A 17,274-nucleotide genomic window follows, 5' to 3' on the forward strand; every position below is an offset into this window, starting at 1 on the left:
CATTGAATATCAATAGCTTAAGCTTGTTGATAGCGCCAGTTGATGGGTGGAATACGCTCTGGTACTATGGCGTTGCAACGAGCAGGACACGAATGGAGGAACGACATGACTGCCCCGAAGAAGAGAGCGGTTCGCTGGAAGGCTAAGTGCAACCTGAGACGAGTCGGGGAGAAGCTTGGCGACCTGCGCGAGGACCTGGCCGTGCGCCAGGAAGCAACCATTCCCCGGGTGTCCGCCATGGAAACCAAGGTCAAAGCGGTCCTCAACGCCTGCGTGGTCTCGACCTTACGGGCTCGCCGCTTGTGCTTCACGGACTCGACAACTGGACCTCTGGACCACTCGACCCCTTGTTGTGGACATCGACTCGCCTTCTGACGGGGCCGTCGAGGCCAGCCGGCCTGGCAACAGCGGTCAGCAGGAGCCGACTCGGCCTTGCCGCGCGTCGGTAAGTCTCTGTCCTCGTCCGAGCATGACGCGATTGCGTAGCTCGCCCGTTCAGATGAGTCGCGGCCTCCGCGTCGCAAGGCGACGGCCCTTCCAACGGGCGCGGCCGGTCAATGCCAGCACCATTGCCCGTATGCCGGTGAACGCTGATACGGTGACGATTGCCGGGCCGAGGAGAAACAGGTGCCAAGGGAGGCCGAACTCGAGCGAGGCCAGCAGCCAGATGCCGGCTTCGATGACGATTGTCGCCGCCGGCACGAGAGGCACCGGGTGGCCGGCCGCCACTGCCGCGGCAACGCCGGCTATCGGGTGCCAGGTTATCGTCAGCAGCCAGCACCACACGAACAACGCTACCAGCACGCGGTAGTTGAACAAGGCGAACAGGTTTTTGCTGAATCCGGCGACCGCGTCCCGCAGACCGCAGTACATCCGCGCGCTGGCCAATGACGTCGCGTCCAGCAGGCAGGTGCGAAATCCCTTGCGCCGAGCCAGCTTGGCGAGCGCAATGTCCTCAGTGGCGTGGTCCCTGACCGCGTGGAACCTGCCAACTGCCTCGTATGCCTCTCGCCGGAAAAGGAGGAACTTCCCGTTCGCGGCAGTGAACGCGACGCCGCGCGGAAACAGCCGACTCACGGCCATCGGCAGCAACGACAGAATCGACCACGGCACGAATGGGACCGTCAACTGCTCGCCCAGGGTCGGAACTCGGTTCGCGGTGACCGCGGTCAGCAGGTCGGCCCGCATCGCACTCATGGCGTTCACCGCCGACCTTACCGCCTGCGGCTGAAACACGGTGTCGGCGTCAGTGAAGAACAGCAAATCGCCTTTCGCGGCGTCGGCCAGTTGCTCGCACGCCCATGCTTTGCCGTTCCAGTCGGCGGGCAGCGGCTGTCCCTGCAGTACGCGCAGCCGGTCCGAATTCAGCTCGGCGAGTATAGCCGCAGTGCGGTCCTGAGAGCCGTCGTCCAGCACAATGACTTCGAGGTCAGCGTAGTCCTGCGCCAGCAGCGAGCGCACGCAGGCTCCGATGGCCTGCTCCTCGTCGCGGGCCGGCACCAGCACCGAGACCTTCGGCCTGCCTGGCGCCGGCGGGAACCGGTCCACGCGCTTGAGCAGCAGCGCGTTGGTCACGGCAATCAGCGTCTGCACGCAGACGAAGCCGAGAATGTGAGTCGAGTGGACCAGCCAGTCGAGCAAGCTCACCCGACAGGTCTGGAGTTCAGGTGCTTGAGGGCGACCACTGCCGCATTCACGGTCCATGCCGCGACCAACGGCGCCTGGGGGTGTCGCCAGAATAGGTATATGAGTAGAAAGGCCAAGGCGACCAGCGTGCTCCAGTCGTCACGCAGCCGGAATACCAGCTTGCAGAGAGCAAGCACGGCGCCCAGCAGGCACGGCGCTTCCCACAAAGTCATGCCCGACCAGACACCGAACGTTACCGTAATCGCCTTGCCACCGCGCAGACGCAGGAACGGCGAGAATGCGTGCCCGAGTACCGGCGCGACCATGACCGCGGCCAGCCACCATCCGCGGAAACCGAGGAGCCAGTAGGCTGCGGCTACCGGCAGCCAGCCTTTCAGGAAATCGAGCAGCAGCGCGAGGCTGCCGACGAGCGGGCCCGCGGCCCGGAATGCGTTGACCGGGCCCGGGTTGCCGTCACCAACCCGGCGTACGTCGCCTCCGGCCAGCCGCGCTAGCCACATGGAGAACATCAGCGAACCTGTGTAGAATCCCACCACGACCATCACGATGCCGCGCAGCAGCAGGACTAGTTTCCTCCGGTTGCCGGACTCAGGATGAACTCATGGTCGCTGTACACGTCCTGGATTGTGATGCGCCTTCGCATCAGGTCGAAGAGGAACTTGAGCTTGAGGTCCATGTTCATGTCGAACCGTACCGGCACCCAGAACCCGTTGACCCGGTCATAGTCGAGTACCATGCTCGCGTCGGTCACGACGAATGGCAGGCGCGCGGGCAGAAACTCCATCCGCACCACGTCGAAGCTGTCCTTCAGCACCCAGGCCTGTCCGCGCACGGTCTTGTCCGAAGGTGATACCGGCTCGAACCCGACAATCCAGGCGTCCAGTCCGTGGCAGGTCCCGGACGAGATTACGTCGTAGTGGTAGTCTGCCCGAGTCTGAAGCATGAAGGGCATCCTGGAATCGGTCGACATCACGCCTTTGCTGCGCAGGTCGGCGATGGTGCGTTCCCGATCGCGGCCCTGTAACTCGCGCCCGTTGGCGGTGACCGAGAGGAACTCATTCTCCTGCTGCCCGCCACGCCTCCATGAAACGCGCCGAGTGCAACCGATGGTCTTCGCCGTACCGGCTTTCAGGTCCTGCTCCTCATACCGGTAGACCGCGTTGTAGCTGACACCCGCTGTCAGGCGATTCGTCTGTGCCAGCCGGTCAAACACGCGGTCTACTACCGAGTCTTGCCCGATTGTTGCTATTGCCAGGACAAGTGCCAGCCAGCTCATGTGTACGATTCTCCAATCATCCGCGCGGCCGCGCGGCCGTCGGCAACCGCCTGCAGGGCAGAGCAGTGACCACGCACGACCGCCCCACACGCGACGACATTGTTCTTCGCCTTCAGCCCATCCCCAACCGCGTCCAGTCCGGCAACAAGCGATTTACCTTCAATGCCCGCGGCAATCACGACCGCGGTGTGTTCCTGGGCAAGCCCGCCGACATACTTGACCGGCTTGTCGCCGCTGAATATGGCTCCGGCGTGAAGCACGCCGTTGAGGTCGCGTGCCAGGACGTCCTTTGTCAGCAGCGCCGGGTCGAGGTCAAGCAGACTGCCGCCCGGCTCGGCGCGCTTGTCCCACAGCGTCACTTTCCATCCGGCGCGGGCAAGGAAGTAGGCGCAACTCAGACCGGCCGGGCCGGCGCCGATGATGGTGGCGGACTTGCCTGATTGTTCGGGTTGGTCGGTTCGCCAGCCGCGGTCGCCGGCCTCGCGGCAAACCCACGCCTCGAGTTCGGCAATCCGCACCGGGCCGTCGGCAAAGCTCATGCGCAGGCAGTGCCGTTCGCAGCTCGGGCCCGGCCGGCAGATGTGTCCGAAGACTTCGGCCAGCGGGTTGGTCTGACGCAGGGCCCGGGCCGCGCCCGCGAAGTTGCCGGCTTCGATCCGGCGCATCACGTTCCGTATGTCATTCCCGGTCGGGCAGGCGCAGGTGCAGTCCGGCGCCTCGCAGTATTGGCACTCGCGCGCAAGCCGCATCGCCCGTACCGGGTCGAGCGGCTCGCCCTGACTCGGCAGCGGGGCAAGCGGCTTGCCTTTGACGATGTGGACACGCTGACGCTCGAATTCACGGCGGCCGTACTCGGGTTTGCCGGCCGCACGCAGGACAAGGTTGGCAGCGCCGATTCCGGAAACCGTGACCGCCGGCGTGCCCATGCCCATCACGGTTGAATCACCGCATAGAAACAGATTGGGCCAGTCGCTCTGCCCGTGCAGGCGTTTCATCAACTGCTGGCCGATGGCCTGCTTCGGCCCGCCGACCGCGCCGCCATTCTTGAGCGTATAGCGTTCGATGGTGGCGGGCGTCCCTGCTTCAAGTACGAGGATGTTGCGGCGCAGGTCCGGGAACAACGTCTCAATCTGGTCCATGGTCCGCGCCACCGCCGCGGCCTTGCGCTCGCGGTAGTCCGCGCTCCGGTATTCCTCGCTCCAAGGGCTGGGCCAAGGCTCGGGCGAAGGCGCAATGGTCGTGATGGCATGGGTGCCGGGCGGACAGATGGACGGGTCGTCGAGCGATGAAATGTAGAGCGTGAGATCGCCCTGGTTCACGCCCTCGATGTCGGCAATCAGCATCTCGACCGGGAGAGTGCCGGCAGGAATCGCTTCGGCCTTGACCCCGATGTAGAGCACGAGGCTGGCATAGGTCGGGACCAGGCTCTTCGCCCAATCGGCCCGTCCCGGCTTCTGGAACTCGGGCCGCACGAGTTTCCCGTACAAGTTCCAGACTGTGACACCGGCAACAATGGCGCGGGCTCGCACAATCGTGCCGTCCTCGAACCGCACCCCGGTCGCCTTGCCGCCTTCGATGAGAATCTCGTCCACGCGGCGGCCATACAGCGTCTGTCCGCCCGCATCTTCAAGCGCCTTCTCCAGCGTGGAGGAGTAGACCTGCGGTGAGCGGGCCGGGTAATACGCGCCGCCCACGTGGTTGTCCACGAACATCGTCGCCGCGAGGATGGCCGGGGTCTCGGCCGCGGTGCAGTAGACATAGACCGAGCAAAGCTTGTCGAAGAAGGCCATCAGCTCCGGGTCCTTGACGAACCGGCGCAGGACCTTCTCAGTCGGCATCGAGAGCATTCGGAGCGACGCGAGCATGGCGGCGGGGTGGCGCAGCAGCTTCTTCAGGTTCTCCTGGGGAGGGATTTCGGTCGGGGGCACGACCATCTGCTGGCTGGCGATGACGTTGAAGTAGAGCTTGTGCAGATAGGAGTAGAGTGCTCGCACCTCGTCGGCCTGCTTCGGAAACGCGGCGCAGAGCTCGGAGACGAACCGGTCGTAGTCCGGCCAGAAAACGATGGGCTTGCCGTTGAAGTGCATCCGGAGCAGGGCCTGGTGCTCGATGACGTCCACGTCCGCTTCGAGCTGATTCATCACGAACCGGTGCGGGTTGACGCCGCGCTCGCCGAACCCGTACATCAGCGCGGTGCCGGTGTCGAAAGAGAAACCCTTGCGCCGGAGGGTCGTGCACATCCCGCCGGGCAGGTAGTGGTGCTCGACCAGGAGCGTAGAGAGCCCGCCCCGCGCGACCAGTGCCGCCGCGGTCAGGCTCGATAGCCCGGAACCGACGACGATTACATCGTACCGGTCTCGAACCTCACCCTCAGGCAGCAGTTTCATCGCGGCCTCGCTGAGCAATCCGGAGAACTGCGTCGGGCGGACAACATGACCGGCACGCCGGCAGACCCGTGGCGTCGGATTGGTGCAGTGATGTCGTCTCGGTTTGGCATTTATCCATCATAGCCGGTGCGGCAGCACGGTCAAAGCTCGGTATGGCGTGTGCCGCCGCGCCGGCTTGACTTTCGCCCCGCCAGGCGGCATATTACTGACGTGCTCAACCCGCGACGCAGAGCGTCAGCGACCGGGACTCATGCCGTCGTCGTGACCTTCAAAGAAACCATACGTCCGATGTCCGAGATCGACCGGGCCGTACCCAATTGGCCGACACAGCAGGCGGTGTCTAGACCAACGCCGGACATCGGCTAGAATCGGCGTATGATGGAAGGCGCGACGCAGCAGACTAGCGGACCAGTGGTCTTCACTATCGGACACTCGAACGTCACGCAGGAGGCATTCGTTGCTCTTCTGAAGACGCACAACATCGAGGTGCTGGTAGACGTGCGTTCGGCACCGTACTCGAAGTACGTGCCGCACTTTAATGGCGACGCGCTGAAGCAGGCCGTGCTGAAAGCGGGCATCAAGTACTTGTACCTTGGCGCAGAACTCGGCGGCAGGCCGCGCGAGCGGGGGTTCTACGATGAGAAGGGCCACGTTCGCTATGACCTGATTGCCGAGTCGCCCGAATTCCGCGAGGGCATCGAACGGCTCCTGCGCGGGATTCGGGAACACCGCGTCGCGCTCATGTGCAACGAAGAGGACCCGCATGAGTGTCACCGCCGGTTGCTGGTGGGGCGGGTGCTGACCGCGCGCGGCGTGACCGTGCTTCACATCCGGGGCGACGGTCGCGTTCAGGCTGAAGCCGAACTGGCCGAGGCCGAGCGAAAGCACGCGCCGCCGGAGGTGCAACAGGAGTTCGGATTCGTGACAAAGGAGAAGCCGGAGTGGAAATCTACACGGTCGGTTTCGCAGGCAAGACCGCCGAAGCTTTCTTCGGGGCGCTGAAGCGGGCCGGGGTCCGTCGCGTCGTAGACATACGCTTGAGGCCGAACGGCGGTTTGTCGCTCTTCGCGCGCGGCACCGACCTGCCTTACTTCCTGCGCGAGTTGCTGGATGCGAACTACGTGCACCTGCCGCTGCTTGCGCCCACGAAGGAGCTTCTAGACGATTACCGCAAGAAGAAGATTGACTGGCCGGAGTACGAACGCCGCTTCCTGGCACTGCTGGATGAGAGGAAGGTGGCGGCGGAGTTGGACCGCGAGTTGTTCTCAGCTCCGGCGGCGCTGCTCTGCAGCGAGGCTGAACCCAAGCGATGTCACAGGCGACTGGTTGTCGAGTACCTAGCACTGCACTGGAAGGACATGAAGGTCGTTCATCTCTAGACGTGACCACATGCGCATAGTCGTCACCCATGTTACGCAAATGGGTGAGAACCACGTGTGCGTGGCCGGCATCGACGACACGCACTACCACGTCCGGCCGCAGACACTCTCCGGCAGGGCGCTCGGACCGGAAACGCTGCTGGAGAATGGAGGACCTTTTGAGCTCGGACTTGAAGTCGCACTCGGTGCTGGCACGCCGCGCCCAGTTCCTCCACATGTCGAGGACTTCGTTTGCGATCCCTACATCGCCGAAGTCCTGCGCCCAGTGCCGCCGACCGAGTTCTGGAGTCTGATACGGGAAGTCTCTCAGCCGTCGCTACGGGAGATATTCGGCGAGGCCCTCCACCTTTGGCATGACCACTGGGTGACAGAGTGCGGTCAGGGCACGCGTTCCCTTGGCTTCCTGCGGCCTGAAGCCGCGGAACTACGGCTAAGCCCTGAGGAGAAGCCACGCGTGCTGCTCTCGAACGGGATAGATGTCGCGCTCAACGACCTACGCTTCCATATGCCACAGGGAGCTACGGTCGTCGAACTGCTGGATGCTACCAATCGGCGCATTCGCGCAGGCGAGGATCTCATACTCGGCGTGGGTCTGACACGGTTCTACGACGATCCCGGGTACCACTTTCTGCAAGTCACGGGCGTCTTCTTGCACGATTCGCCGCTCAATCTGACCGGACCGGAGGATTATTAGTCATGATCGAAGATGCGCGGTTAGAAACGAGGATCACTGACGTTTGGTGGCGGAGTATCGGCAGTCGTACGAGCGGGATGTCCGCGTGAAACACCTGTAGTTACTACGTGCGAATCGTCGTCAACCACGTAACCCGGATGCAGCCTGGGTTCGTCTGCATCGCTGGGATCGACCCCAAGACTGGTCGTCACGTCCGACCGGTGTTGCGCGACCGCATTGGAGTTGAGATGCTGGAACCGAACGGCGGGCCCTTCAACATGGCAACCGAGGTGGACCTGGGTCGTGCCAAGCCGAAGCCAAGTCCGCCTGAAGTCGAGGACTGCGAGATACGGGCCTCCTCGGCAAGCAAGCTGCGCGACGTGCCGGCTGACGAGTTCTGGCAGTTGTTGCGGGGGGTCGGTCAACTTAGGTTGGTTGATGTGTTCGGTGCAGCCCTGTGCCGACACGGGAACACCTGCATACTGGAACCCGCAACAGGCGAAGCATCACTCGGCTGTCTAATCCCCGGGGACGCGCCGCTACTTGAGGTCTGCACCGAAGCGTATCAAGGTCAGACTAAGAAGCGCATCCGTTGCCATGTCCGAGACTTGGACGGCGAGTATTCTCCCGCGGTCACAGACTTTCGGCTGTACCATGACGACCAGCAGACGCCTCGCTCGGAGCTGATTGCCAACTTGAACCGGCGAATGAACGAGGGCGCGGCTGCGATTCTAAGTGTCGGCGTCACCAGGGCGATGAGCCAGGGCAAGCATTGGCTGCAGGTCAATAACATCCACCTGCAGGACGACCCGACGTGGCGTCTGTAGGCCATGGCCGACCACTCCTCCATCGAATGGACTGAGGCGACGTGGAACCCGGTAACGGGGTGCTCGCACATCAGCGCGGGGTGCGCGCACTGCTATGCGGAACGGTTCGCCCTGCGGCTGCAGGCCGCGGGCATGCCGAAGTACAAGAACGGGTTCAAGGTGACGACCCACGAGAGCGAGTTGCTCACTCCGCAGTCTTGGCGCAAGCCGCACGATGTATTCCTCTGTTCCATGGGTGACCTTTTCCATGAGAAGGTGCCATCGGGATTCATCCAGCGCGTGTTCGACGTGATGAAGTCGTGCCGACAGCACCGATTCCAGGTTCTCACCAAGCGCAGTCAACGGCTCAGGCAGTTGGCTCCGACGCTACCTTGGCCTGAGAACATCTGGATGGGAGTGACGGTCGAGGACTCTCGGAACGTGAAGCGCATCGCCGATCTCGTCGCGACGCCTGCCAGGGTTAAGTTCCTTTCAGTGGAGCCGCTACTGGGCGAAATTCCGGACCTCCCTCTTGGTGACATCGACTGGGTAATTGTCGGCGGCGAGTCCGGACCGGGAGCGCGACCAATCAGGAAGGAATGGGTCATTTCCATCCGGAATCAGTGCAAGAAGGCCGGGGTTGCCTTCTACTTCAAGCAGTGGGGCGGGACGAGGAAGCACGCGAACGGCCGCACACTCGACGGCAGGATATACGACGCGATGCCACGGCAGGCAGTAGACGGTAGACAGCAGACAGTAGACAGCATGTAGCAGACAGCGAACTCCAGCGGGCTACGTCACGCGCGACCGACGATTGAGACAATCAGACCATGCAGCATTCGACCAACCACGTCCAAAGAGGCCGTGACGGGTTCGACGTTAGTCACGTAACCGAGGTCACGACTAAGGAGCAGGTAGTAGCGTAATTCTTCCAGCGAGCCCTGGGAGATGTTGTAGAACCTCACCTTGTCCGGACTGCTCCGCTTCTTGAAGCCTTCGGCGATGTTCGCGGGCACCGATACGGCCGCCCGCCGCATCTGTGACACGAGTCCGAACTGCTCCTCGCGAGGGAAGCGCGCGGTCATGCGATACACCACGAGCGTGAGTTCGTGAGCCCTCTGCCAGACCGAGAGATCCTCAAACCTCTCCAGCTTCCGTACGCCAGGCTTCTCTGCCCCCTGGCCCCCTTCACACTCCTTCATGTGCCCTTCCCTGTCTACTGTCTACTGCCTACAGTCTACTTCATGAGCATCAGCCCCAAGCCGTGCGGGTCGTAGGTGATGGGCTGCCAGTCGGCATTCGCCTTGCGGCCTGGTTGCTTGCGCCGGAAGTTGAGGCCCCAGACACTGCCCGGCTTCGCAGTGACTCCGAATTGGGCCAGCGGCAGCTTGGCTTCCACCGACCAGTAGTTCTTGCCTTTCGTCGTCTTAACGTCCACGTCAGCGTTCCAGGACATGTCCACATCCATCTTGCCCGCCGGGCTGGCCGTTATCTTCTGGTCCAGCACGACCGCGTTCGGGTTGAAGTATATCTGGTAGATGACGCCTCGTGATGTATCAGGCGCAAGGAACCAGCCGACGCAGTCGTCAAGGTGCACTCCCTTGTCGCGCTCGGTGGCATTGGCCCTGAGACTCTCCGGATGCGGGTCGAAGCAGACAGCGGCGAGGTAGAGATCCGTTGAGTCGGCCGCGAAGTAGAACCGGACCGAGTCGGTCTTCATCGATTCGCTGTCGTTGGTGAAAAGGTCCATAACCGGCTTCTGCCAGAGTTTCTCGATGACCTTGCCGTCAATCACCGGCGGCTTCCTGACGAAGCCGCACCGGGCGGTGCGGGCCACGTCGAGCGAGGCGGTAATCGGACTCGACTTGCCTTTGGCGTACGGGAACCGGAGCGTCAGCTTGGGCGCCGGGAACGGCCGGCCCGCGCCGGCCACGGCAAATCGGTACTCGGCTTCGGCTCCGGGAGCGACGCTGACTGCCGCCGCCTTGGGTGAGACATTCCAGGTGGCAGGTACGTCCCAGCGGAGCGTGTCCTGAAGCGGAGTCTCAAGCGGCCGGTTCCTGATGATGAGCGTCACGGTATCAGAAGCCATGAGATTGTCGCCGACGAGCACCGGCCGGCTGAACCTGAGCCCGGTCAGCTCGTTCCGGTCCACGGACTGGATGTCTTCCCAGGTCACGTCGTTCCACGCCCGCTTCTCTCCGCCGAGCAGAATCGGCTCGATGGTGATGCCCTTCTCGTCGTCCACGGTCACCATCGCCCAGTGATAGAGAATGCCGGTCGGGCCCGTCTCGGTTTCACCGCCGGAGCTGCCGATCGCCGTGTACTTGATGCCGTCATAGGTCGCGCTGAAATACTCGTGGATGTGGCCGTTGAACACCGCGTTCACGCCGTACTTCTTGAACAGGCTGTGCAGGGTATCCGGCTTACCCTCAGCAAGAGAGGCGGTCCAAAAAGGCTTGTGGTAGAAGACGAGCTTGAACTTTGCCTTGCGCGCAGCGGCCAGGTCGGAAGCCAGCCAGTTGAGCTGCTCTGCCGGCAGCGATTCGCTCGCTTCCCAGCGGCTGGCGTCGAGCACGGTGATGTGCAGGCCCTTGTAGTCGAACGAGTAGTAGGGTTTGCCTGCGTTTCGTTCATACGGACCTAGTGCGTTGTCGAAGGTGATGTCGTGGTTGCCCGGCGTGTAGTAGAATGGCATCTTCAGCGGGGCAATAATGGCCTTGTATTCCTTCCACTCCTGGTCGAGCTTCAGCGTGTCGGTCCGCTCGTAGCCTTCAATGTGGTCGCCGACGGTGATGACGAAATCGGGGTTGGCCTTCGCGACCTCGGCCACGATCTTCTCGTGGACGCTGTCCTGGTGGTCGCCGGTCCGGTCGCCGAGTATCGCGAACCTGACCGGCGCCGCGACCGCCACCACCGCCAGCAGGAACACAGTTGTCATAATCACTCTCTTCATGAATGTCTCCTCTCTTCCGTTTTGCTCCTAGTCCTCGATCCCTGACCCCTGGTCCCTATCTGAGAAACACCGCTGCCAGCACGCCGGCGAACACCAGCGCTGGAAGCATGTTCAGAACCTTGAGCTGTTTGATTTCGAGAATAGTAATACCCAGACCGATGAGAATCAAGCCGCCCGCAGCCGAGACCTCACCGACTACGGTGTTTGACAACACCGCGTGCAGTGAGCCGGCGAGCAGGGTCAGCCCGCCCTGGTAGATGAACAGCGGGATGACCGAGAAGAGAACGCCTATTCCGAGCGAAGAGGCGAGGGCCAGCGACGCGAACCCGTCGAGCACCGACTTGGCCACAAGCAGGTTCGGCCTGCCGCCCAGACCTTCTTCGATTGCACCGAGCACGGTCATCGAGCCCATGCAGAAGAGCAGGAACGCCGTAACCAGTCCCTCAGCGAACCGCTCGCCGCCGAGCTGTAGTCGTGCCTTCAGCCATTCTCCGAATCGGTTGAGCAGCCGGTCGATGTCGAGCAGTTCCCCGGTAATCGCGCCCAGAACTATCGAGAAGACAAGCACAAGCAGGCTCTTTGTCTTCGCGGCCATTGTGAACCCGATGAACAGCGTGAAAAGGCCGATGCCCTGGAACGCCACGGTAGTGAACCGTCTGGGCAGACGGGCGTGGAAGAAGGTGCCGACCATGCTGCCGGCTATGACAGCGCCGACGTTAATCAGCGTCCCGAGAAGCCTCATCGCTATTGGAACCGGTTCCAGCCCGGGTGTTTGGCATCGGCCTGCCCGCCGAGCTCGATGAAGGCGGTTTCGATGTTCAGACGGTGCGCTTCCTTGTTCTGGTCGCGGTCAGCGTATGTCATGCCGGCGCAGTCTCTGAGAGCATCGGAGATGCGTCGCCCTGCTGCCACTGCTGCTTCCACTCTGCGCTGCAGTTCAGCAAGGTAGGCGCGGTCCGTGTCGAACCTCGCCCTGACTTCCGACCGGCCGCTGGCCGGCGTGCCGTGGCCCGGCACGAGCGTGGTCACATCAAGTTGCGCAAGTCGGTCGAGAGTCTGGCGATACGCCTCCAGGCTGTGCATCACAAATGGAATCTCGATGTCACTCAGCATGTCCGCGGCCCAGAGGGTGGTCTCGCTTTGGTCATAGACGACCAGTTGTTCGGGCGCGTGGCCCGGCGCGTGTAGCAGTTCGATCGTCCTGTCCCCGAGCCTGAGCTCGAGTTGGTCGGCGAAAGTCTGGTCCGGCTCGCGCAGCAGGAAGGGCATGTCACGTTGCACTCCCGACTGCCGTTCCCACTCGGTAACCTGGCGCTCGATTCGTGCACCTGACTCGGCCAGCACCGCCTGGCTCTCCTGCAGCTGGACGACCGGCACTCCCGGAAAGTACTCGGGACCGAGAACGTGGTCCCAGTGGTTGTGGGTCACGACCAGGTACGTCGGGCTTGCGCCGTGCGCGTAGATGTGGGACCGCAGCCGGTCAATCTCGTCAGGGAAAAGGCCAGGGTCGATGAGCAGAGCGTCCCTGCCGTAAACGAGAACGCCGGCGTTGTAGGACATGGAACGGCTTGGAAAGAGAGTAAGGGAGGAGAGAGGAGGGAGGAGTTCAGTCATCGCGCGATAATGCTCCAATGAGACCATTCAACATTCGACTCAACTCATCCAGCTTGCTCTGAAGCTCGCCGGCCGTCTTCGGTGAAATGTACCGCAGTCGGGCCGCGACTTCGACCTGCGTATCGAGCTCGCTGAGCGAGCCGCGTGACGTGTACAGGAAGCGGACGTATTCCTTGCGCCCTTTTCTGGCCGATCCCTCCGCTATGTTGCTGGGAATAGACAGGGCAGCCCTCCGCATCTGTGACACCATCCCGAATTTCTCGGCGGCCGGGAATCGCGCAGTGACCTCGTGCACCTGAATGACGAAATCCATTGCCTTCATCCATACCGTGAGTCGGCGGTGCGGCTTCTCATCCATTTCTCATCTCCTCCCTCCTCCCTCACTCCCTGCTCCCTGAACCTCTGAGTGCCGAAAGCAACCGACGAGGTGATCGTTCACCATCCCTGCCGCCTGCATGAATGCGTAGCAGATGGTCGAACCGACGAAGCGGAACCCGCGCGCCTTCAAGTCCTTGCTCATTGCATCGGACTCGCGGCTCCGGCAGGGAATCCGGCCGATGGCCCGCCATCGGTTCTTCTTGGTCTTGCTGCCGGTGAACTGCCAGATGTAGCGGTCGAAGCTGCCGTACTCCTGTCTTACCGCCAGGAAGGCACGCGCGTTGGCGATCGTGGCTTCTATCTTCATGCGGTTGCGGATGATGTCGCAGTCGGCGAGCAGTTGTTGTACCTTGCGGCTGTCGAACCTCGCCACCTTGCGCGGGTCGAAGTTCGCAAATGCCCTTCGGAATCCCTCGCGTTTCTTCAGGACGATTGCCCAGCTCAGTCCGGCTTGAAAGGCATCGAGCACGAGGAACTCAAACAGCTTCCGGTCGTCGTGCAGCGGCACGCCCCATTCGCTGTCGTGGTAGCGAATCATCAGCTCGTTGTCCGCCGGCCACGGGCAGCGTCGTACGGGCTTTGCAGTTATGGTGTCAGCGGACATGGTGCAGGCACGTTACCTCAAACTCCGCTCGTGGTCAAGCCACACCGCTTGACCCCGTTGATGTCGTCCCATATGCTACTCGCCTTGCTGGGCCGCCCTGATTCGGTCCAGCCTGACACTGTCGAGAGGAAACTGCTGCTCCGATTCAGCCCCCGCGAGTTTGGCGTCGGCCTGTCGTCGGGCCGACGGCTGCGCTGCTTCCGCTTCCCCGGACGCTGGATGGCTGGGTCCGAACTGGACCGGCTCCGCGAGGACGTCAGGGCCGTGGCACTCGCCCGGCTCGGTACCGTACCCGAATACGGCGTATTCCTGCCGGGTCGCGCCCCCTGGTGCAACCGCGTGGTGACATGCCTGTACGACCGAGATGGTAGGGCGATCGCGTTCAGCACCGTGATGGCGTACGCACTCCCGGTAGACGGTCGGGTCCACCAAGTGTTTCAGCTCGGCTTAGTGGTATCCGACGGCAGGTCGCGGCAGAGCACCATCGGTTCGGTTTACTTCTGGCCGCTTGCCTACATCCTGGCGCTGCGCGGATTCCGACAGTACTGGGTTGCCTCCGCGACAATGATACCCAACATCGTGGGCATCTTCGCCGATGCCTTCGTCGACGTGTTCCCTCACTATCGGCGTCGCCGCCGTCCTTCACCGGCGGTTCTGGCCATTGCCCGCCTCCTGGTGTCAAGGCACGGCGCCGAGTTCGCAGCCGGGCCGGAGAGTCGATTCGACGAGGAGACCTTCGCGGTCAGCGACGGGTACATTGCCGCAGCCGCGCCTCTCCACAAGACATGGGACCAGGTCGCGAAGCACGCCGACCCACGCTGCAACGAGCTCTGCCGCCGTGTGCTGGACTACCAACGCGGCGACGACCTGTTGCAGATTGGTCGCGTCAACCTCGGTCTGCTGCTGCGCCGAACCATAGGCGGGGTCGAGAAGCGACGATGAACGGACCCAAATCGGTCATCGTCCGCGCCTGGCAGCCATCGGACAACGACGCCCTGATTCGAATCGCCCGCACAGCCTCATTCCCGGCCAGGGTCCGACTCGGCATCGACCGCGCGCCCGACTTCGCAGCGTTCAGCCAGTCGGCAGGTGACGGGTTCGACATCCTGGTCGCCGAGGTGCGCGGGCAAGTGGCCGGCTTCCTTGAGACGCGCCGGCTCACATTCCTGCTGCGCGGCAGACCAGTGCCGACCAGCTACTTCGCGCTGGCCGGAGTCGAGCGAGGCGGCCGCGGCCTGGGCATATATCCTCGCCTCATCGCCGAGGCTGAGCTACGCAGCCGGGCCGCTGGCGTGCGCCTCGGCCTGGGCCTCGCGAACGTCCGCAACCCGCGGGTGACCCGTTTCTTTGCGGCAAATCGTGACGACATTATCCTGGGTCGCAGAATTGTTGTCTCTTCGATACTGCTCGGTCCACGCCATCTGGTCCGGCGCGGTATCGCCTGCGACCGTGCGACCCCGATGGACCTGCCGGCGATCCTGGAACTAGTCAAACGCAGCTATTCGCGGCACGTCCTGGCACCGGTTGTCGATGAAGCCGGCCTGATGGCGGCGGGGACGGAGAACCTGGCCGTGGCCCGTGACGGAGGCAGCATCGTGGCAACCCTCGGTATCTGGGACCAGCGCGCGCTGCGCCGCGTCATGGTTGCAGGGTACGGCCACATCGAAGTCTGGCTCCGCCGTCTGCTCAACTCGGCCACCGCCCTGACCAGCCTCGCTCGCCTGCCGGCACCAGGCGAGGAACTGCGCGTGCTGCACGCGACGTACGCGGCGGCTGAACCGGAACGCGGGGACGCACTCGCAGGACTGCTGCGGTGGGTCTGCAACCGCTGTGCGGGACAGGGCTATCACGCATTGCTGCTGGGGCTGCCGGAGGATGACCCGCTGGCCGCGGCGACTCGCGGCCTCTGGCAGTTCCGCAACGTGGACTTGCCGGTTCTTGTTCCGCATCCGGATATCCGGCACGCGCTGCTGGAGGCCGGAACGCCGTCGGTCCGCTTCGAATACGCGCTTGCCTGAGCGGACGCCCATATCCTTGACTCGACCGATTCTCCTGCCTACAATAGCGTGCCAGTTGGACAATACCATCAAGACCCCGACCAGAGAATAGTGAAACCGGACAACAGTTGCAGCCATTCCATCTCGGTCGAGGACATCGACCCCCTCGCCCTGCTCGGCCCGGCCGACGTCAATCTGACTACCCTCGGCAAGCACTACAAGACAGCGATTGTCGTGCGCGACGGCCGGATCATGCTGCACGGCCCCAAGACCGAAGAAACCGAGCTGATGAGGCTGCTCGACCGGCTGCTCGCGCGCGTCCGGCAGGGCGAACCCCTGAGCCCGGAGCTCATCAACGCTGAGGTGGACCGGATCCGCCGCTGCCGCGAACCCGGCGCGGGCGATTCCGAGCCGGAAGTGCTCGCGATCAAGACTCCCCGGAAGGCGATATTCGCGAAGACGCGCAACCAGCGGAGCTACCTGCAGGCGATGCAGCGCCATGACATCATCCTCGCGGTCGGGCCGGCCGGAACGGGCAAGACCTATCTCGCGGTCGCCGCGGCGCTTGAATCCCTCGTTTCGGGCCACTCGAGTCGCATTGTCCTCACCCGGCCCGCGGTGGAGGCCGGAGAGTCGCTCGGCTACCTGCCCGGCACTTTCAAGGAGAAAGTAGACCCCTACCTGCGTCCGCTCTACGATGCCCTGTTCGACATGATGCCGATGGAGCGGGTCCAGCGCCTGATTGAGCAGGAAGTTATCGAGGTCGCACCGCTCGCGTTCATGCGGGGCCGGACTCTATCCGACGCCTACATTATTCTCGACGAGGCGCAGAACACCACCTCGACTCAGATGCGCATGTTCCTGACCCGGCTCGGCTGGAACTCGAAGGCCATCGTCACCGGTGACATCACCCAGATCGACCTTGCCGCTGAGCACAGGTCCGGCCTGATTGAGGCGGTCGAGCGGCTCGAAGGCGTCACCGGCATCAGCATCGTCCACCTGACCGACGCCGACGTGGTCCGGCCGCCGCTGGTCTCGCGCATCATCCGCGCGTACGAGAACCGGAAGGCTACCGGCGCTGATGCGTCCTGAAATCTACGGGACGCAGGACAGCCGCCTGCGTGCCGATATCCGGCGTCTCTGCCGCCGGATTGACCGTGACCTCAAGCCGGAGCCCTCGGTCGTGAACGTTGTCTTCGTGACCGATCCACAAATACACGCGCTTAATCGCCGGTTCCTGAGACGCGACCGGCCGACGAACGTCATCTCATTCAACTCGCCTGAGTCGCATTTGCCGGGCGAACCCAGGCTTCTCGGCGAGGTCTACGTCTCGCGCGACCGGGCGCGGGCCCAGGCGCGCGAATACGGTGTCACCTACGCGTCGGAACTCCGCCGACTCGTGCTCCACGGGTTGCTGCATCTGCTCGGCCTGACCCACCGCGAGATGGAACCGTACTATAACAAATACCTTTGAGGACAATGACCAGTTTGCAGTTTGCAGGTCGCAGTGGGGTCAGGACATGACTGCCAACTGCCAACTGCAGACTGCAGACTCAA

General features: G+C 63.0%; 21 protein-coding genes. 11 read left to right on the forward strand and 10 right to left on the reverse strand.

All coding sequences use genetic code 11. The annotated features are described in order from the left end of the window. Positions 1 to 105 precede the first annotated feature (105 nt). On the forward strand, positions 106 to 375 hold the full coding sequence (locus VMH22_10140) for a hypothetical protein (protein HTW92054.1): 270 nt from the start codon (positions 106 to 108) through the stop codon (positions 373 to 375). A gap of 120 nt (positions 376 to 495) precedes the next feature. Here the strand turns inward: VMH22_10140 and VMH22_10145 are convergent, their stop codons facing one another. The 4 genes from VMH22_10145 to VMH22_10160 are packed head-to-tail and all read right to left on the reverse strand — an operon-like array spanning position 496 to position 5,310. Continuing rightward, a complete protein-coding gene (locus tag VMH22_10145; protein HTW92055.1) occupies positions 496 to 1,647 on the reverse strand; it encodes a glycosyltransferase in 1,152 nt (383 codons plus the stop codon). Continuing rightward, complete coding sequence (locus VMH22_10150; GenBank protein HTW92056.1) at positions 1,644 to 2,180, reverse strand: glycerol-3-phosphate acyltransferase; 537 nt, start codon at positions 2,178 to 2,180, stop codon at positions 1,644 to 1,646. Before VMH22_10150 ends, VMH22_10145 begins: the two co-directional genes overlap by 4 nt. Before the next feature lie 32 nt (positions 2,181 to 2,212). Next, positions 2,213 to 2,923 carry a hypothetical protein gene (locus VMH22_10155; GenBank protein ID HTW92057.1) on the reverse strand — a complete coding sequence of 237 codons (711 nt, stop codon included), beginning with the start codon at positions 2,921 to 2,923 and terminating at the stop codon, positions 2,213 to 2,215. After that, positions 2,920 to 5,310, reverse strand: a complete 2,391-nt coding sequence (locus tag VMH22_10160) for an FAD-dependent oxidoreductase (GenBank protein ID HTW92058.1) — start codon at positions 5,308 to 5,310, stop codon at positions 2,920 to 2,922. The genes VMH22_10155 and VMH22_10160 overlap by 4 nt, the downstream gene beginning before the upstream one ends. 210 nt (positions 5,311 to 5,520) lie before the next feature. On the opposite strand from VMH22_10160, the gene VMH22_10165 reads away from it, so the two are divergent. The 6 genes from VMH22_10165 to VMH22_10190 all read left to right on the forward strand — a co-directional run bounded on the left by VMH22_10165 (position 5,521) and on the right by VMH22_10190 (position 8,939). Further along, the gene (locus tag VMH22_10165; protein ID HTW92059.1) at positions 5,521 to 5,676 is read left to right on the forward strand and encodes a hypothetical protein; all 156 of its coding nucleotides are present in this window, start codon (positions 5,521 to 5,523) and stop codon (positions 5,674 to 5,676) included. A 9-nt stretch (positions 5,677 to 5,685) separates the two neighbouring features. Further along, positions 5,686 to 6,312 carry a DUF488 domain-containing protein gene (locus VMH22_10170; GenBank protein ID HTW92060.1) on the forward strand — a complete coding sequence of 209 codons (627 nt, stop codon included), beginning with the start codon at positions 5,686 to 5,688 and terminating at the stop codon, positions 6,310 to 6,312. Beyond that, on the forward strand, positions 6,252 to 6,689 hold the full coding sequence (locus tag VMH22_10175; protein HTW92061.1) for a DUF488 domain-containing protein: 438 nt from the start codon (positions 6,252 to 6,254) through the stop codon (positions 6,687 to 6,689). Before VMH22_10170 ends, VMH22_10175 begins: the two co-directional genes overlap by 61 nt. A 10-nt stretch (positions 6,690 to 6,699) precedes the next feature. Next, a complete protein-coding gene (locus tag VMH22_10180) occupies positions 6,700 to 7,383 on the forward strand; it encodes a hypothetical protein (protein ID HTW92062.1) in 684 nt (227 codons plus the stop codon). Between the two features lie 107 nt (positions 7,384 to 7,490). After that, on the forward strand, positions 7,491 to 8,189 hold the full coding sequence (locus VMH22_10185; GenBank protein HTW92063.1) for a hypothetical protein: 699 nt from the start codon (positions 7,491 to 7,493) through the stop codon (positions 8,187 to 8,189). 3 nt (positions 8,190 to 8,192) lie between these two features. Next, positions 8,193 to 8,939, forward strand: a complete 747-nt coding sequence (locus VMH22_10190; protein ID HTW92064.1) for a phage Gp37/Gp68 family protein — start codon at positions 8,193 to 8,195, stop codon at positions 8,937 to 8,939. 26 nt (positions 8,940 to 8,965) lie between these two features. Here the strand turns inward: VMH22_10190 and VMH22_10195 are convergent, their stop codons facing one another. From VMH22_10195 to VMH22_10220, 6 genes are read right to left on the reverse strand one after another with little or no spacing between them, the layout of a single operon-like run. Beyond that, on the reverse strand, positions 8,966 to 9,370 hold the full coding sequence (locus tag VMH22_10195) for a four helix bundle protein (protein HTW92065.1): 405 nt from the start codon (positions 9,368 to 9,370) through the stop codon (positions 8,966 to 8,968). Positions 9,371 to 9,405: 35 nt separating this feature from the next. Next, positions 9,406 to 11,124 (reverse strand): metallophosphoesterase, encoded by a 1,719-nt coding sequence (locus VMH22_10200; GenBank protein ID HTW92066.1) that lies wholly within the window; start codon positions 11,122 to 11,124, stop codon positions 9,406 to 9,408. 55 nt (positions 11,125 to 11,179) lie between these two features. After that, positions 11,180 to 11,866, reverse strand: a complete 687-nt coding sequence (locus VMH22_10205; protein ID HTW92067.1) for a DUF554 domain-containing protein — start codon at positions 11,864 to 11,866, stop codon at positions 11,180 to 11,182. Between the two features lie 2 nt (positions 11,867 to 11,868). Beyond that, entirely contained in the window at positions 11,869 to 12,738 is an 870-nt protein-coding gene (locus tag VMH22_10210; protein HTW92068.1) for an MBL fold metallo-hydrolase, read from the reverse strand. Further along, complete coding sequence (locus VMH22_10215) at positions 12,731 to 13,096, reverse strand: four helix bundle protein (protein ID HTW92069.1); 366 nt, start codon at positions 13,094 to 13,096, stop codon at positions 12,731 to 12,733. Before VMH22_10215 ends, VMH22_10210 begins: the two co-directional genes overlap by 8 nt. A gap of 3 nt (positions 13,097 to 13,099) precedes the next feature. After that, entirely contained in the window at positions 13,100 to 13,720 is a 621-nt protein-coding gene (locus tag VMH22_10220; protein HTW92070.1) for a DNA-3-methyladenine glycosylase I, read from the reverse strand. Between the two features lie 72 nt (positions 13,721 to 13,792). Here VMH22_10220 and VMH22_10225 point away from each other — a divergent pair, with 72 nt between their 5' ends. The 4 genes from VMH22_10225 (at position 13,793) to ybeY (ending at position 17,191) form a co-directional block, all read left to right on the forward strand. Further along, complete coding sequence (locus tag VMH22_10225) at positions 13,793 to 14,662, forward strand: hypothetical protein (GenBank protein ID HTW92071.1); 870 nt, start codon at positions 13,793 to 13,795, stop codon at positions 14,660 to 14,662. Then, a complete protein-coding gene (locus VMH22_10230) occupies positions 14,659 to 15,738 on the forward strand; it encodes a hypothetical protein (protein ID HTW92072.1) in 1,080 nt (359 codons plus the stop codon). Before VMH22_10225 ends, VMH22_10230 begins: the two co-directional genes overlap by 4 nt. Positions 15,739 to 15,828: 90 nt before the next feature. After that, positions 15,829 to 16,809 carry a PhoH family protein gene (locus VMH22_10235; protein HTW92073.1) on the forward strand — a complete coding sequence of 327 codons (981 nt, stop codon included), beginning with the start codon at positions 15,829 to 15,831 and terminating at the stop codon, positions 16,807 to 16,809. After that, complete coding sequence (gene ybeY, locus VMH22_10240; protein HTW92074.1) at positions 16,799 to 17,191, forward strand: rRNA maturation RNase YbeY; 393 nt, start codon at positions 16,799 to 16,801, stop codon at positions 17,189 to 17,191. Before VMH22_10235 ends, ybeY begins: the two co-directional genes overlap by 11 nt. Positions 17,192 to 17,274 lie beyond the last annotated feature (83 nt).

This window comes from bacterium (assembly GCA_035505375.1).
GTDB lineage: Bacteria > Hydrothermota > Tepidihabitantia > Tepidihabitantales > Tepidihabitantaceae > UBA2258.

Bases quoted from the DNA above. Each gene is read 5' to 3' on its own strand.
- VMH22_10140 (HTW92054.1), top strand. From the start codon at position 106: ATGACTGCCCCGAAGAAGAGAGCGGTTCGCTGGAAGGCTAAGTGCAAC.
- VMH22_10155 (HTW92057.1), bottom strand. From the start codon at position 2,923: ATGAGCTGGCTGGCACTTGTCCTGGCAATAGCAACAATCGGGCAAGAC.
- VMH22_10160 (HTW92058.1), bottom strand. From the start codon at position 5,310: ATGAAACTGCTGCCTGAGGGTGAGGTTCGAGACCGGTACGATGTAATC.
- VMH22_10170 (HTW92060.1), top strand. From the start codon at position 5,686: ATGATGGAAGGCGCGACGCAGCAGACTAGCGGACCAGTGGTCTTCACT.
- VMH22_10180 (HTW92062.1), top strand. From the start codon at position 6,700: ATGCGCATAGTCGTCACCCATGTTACGCAAATGGGTGAGAACCACGTG.
- VMH22_10190 (HTW92064.1), top strand. From the start codon at position 8,193: ATGGCCGACCACTCCTCCATCGAATGGACTGAGGCGACGTGGAACCCG.
- VMH22_10195 (HTW92065.1), bottom strand. From the start codon at position 9,370: ATGAAGGAGTGTGAAGGGGGCCAGGGGGCAGAGAAGCCTGGCGTACGG.
- VMH22_10200 (HTW92066.1), bottom strand. From the start codon at position 11,124: ATGAAGAGAGTGATTATGACAACTGTGTTCCTGCTGGCGGTGGTGGCG.
- VMH22_10205 (HTW92067.1), bottom strand. From the start codon at position 11,866: ATGAGGCTTCTCGGGACGCTGATTAACGTCGGCGCTGTCATAGCCGGC.
- VMH22_10210 (HTW92068.1), bottom strand. From the start codon at position 12,738: ATGACTGAACTCCTCCCTCCTCTCTCCTCCCTTACTCTCTTTCCAAGC.
- VMH22_10215 (HTW92069.1), bottom strand. From the start codon at position 13,096: ATGGATGAGAAGCCGCACCGCCGACTCACGGTATGGATGAAGGCAATG.
- VMH22_10220 (HTW92070.1), bottom strand. From the start codon at position 13,720: ATGTCCGCTGACACCATAACTGCAAAGCCCGTACGACGCTGCCCGTGG.
- VMH22_10225 (HTW92071.1), top strand. From the start codon at position 13,793: ATGCTACTCGCCTTGCTGGGCCGCCCTGATTCGGTCCAGCCTGACACT.
- VMH22_10230 (HTW92072.1), top strand. From the start codon at position 14,659: ATGAACGGACCCAAATCGGTCATCGTCCGCGCCTGGCAGCCATCGGAC.
- ybeY (HTW92074.1), top strand. From the start codon at position 16,799: ATGCGTCCTGAAATCTACGGGACGCAGGACAGCCGCCTGCGTGCCGAT.